The sequence below is a fragment of the Galbitalea sp. SE-J8 genome, assembly GCF_030345695.1.
In the GTDB taxonomy this organism is placed as follows: Bacteria; Actinomycetota; Actinomycetes; order Actinomycetales; family Microbacteriaceae; genus JAUASV01.
In genome coordinates, this window is record NZ_JAUASV010000051.1 from 1 (window position 1) to 1,034 (window position 1,034).

A 1,034-nucleotide genomic window follows, 5' to 3' on the forward strand; every position below is an offset into this window, starting at 1 on the left:
GATGCCGGGCTTGTCGCCGGTGAACGTGACGAATCGGTCCTTCTTGATCGGGCGTTTGCCGTCGGCGACTTCCTGGGCACGTTCGATCTGCAGGTTCAGGGTCCGGTTGTCGCGGCATTCGCGAGCGGCGGAGTACTGCCAGACCACCCGTCGGTCCCGTGCCTCCTTCCCGGTGCCCATCCGGCGGGACGCTTCGATCGTCTGCCCATCGGTGAAGAAATTCCCCCGGTTCGCGAGTTGATCAGCGAGGTCGTATGGGGCGTTCGAGACCCTCGACCCGACGATGAAGGACAGGCCGGCGTCTTCGACCGCGGTCAGGTTGGCGGCCGAGAGCATCCCGGCGTCGGCGACGACCACGACATCGGTGACCTTGTGCCGGCCCCGGAACGCGTCCAGGACCGGGATCAGCGTGGTCGTCTCGCCCTTGTTGCCCTCGAACGCGTGGATCTCGAGCGGGAACCCACCCGCGTCGACGAGCAGCCCGACCGTGATCTGCGGGTCGACGCGGCGTTCTTTCGACATCCCGGCCTTGCGGAGCTTGTCCTCGTACTCCGCCTCGAAGTACAGCCTCGTCACGTCGTAGAGCACCAGTGTGAGCGGCCCATGCCGGGCCGCGTGCGCATAGGCGGCAGTCGCGATCATGCCCCGCCAGTCGGCGGTGATGCTGCGCTTCAACGTGCGGTAGATCGTCGGCAAGCTCGGCGCGTCCGGAACGCCCATCTCGGCGAAGACCCTGATCGTGTCCGCTTTGCTTGTCGGTTCGACCAGCCGCGCGAGGACGAGGTACTCGAAGACGCGATCATCGACGGCCTCGAACCTGAGCCGCCGATACGCCGAAGCGAGGACATCCCAGAGCACTCTCGACCTCGACCCGACCACAACCGGCTCGACCGTGACCCGCTCAGCACCCGGCGGGGTGAGCACATCGAGGCCGAACGCGACCTGCCCGGCCGTGATCTTCGCCCGCGCTGCCGCGACCAACGCGGCGAGCTCGACCTCGTCATGCGCGGACCCGAGGTGCTCCACGATCGTGC

At 67.2% G+C, this 1,034-nt stretch carries 1 protein-coding gene; it reads right to left on the bottom strand.

The genetic code is table 11. The annotated features are described in order from the left end of the window. Window positions 1-1,034, bottom strand: a 1,034-nt coding sequence (locus tag QT381_RS15710; protein ID WP_289249969.1) for an IS1634 family transposase, incomplete at both ends; no start/stop codon positions are given.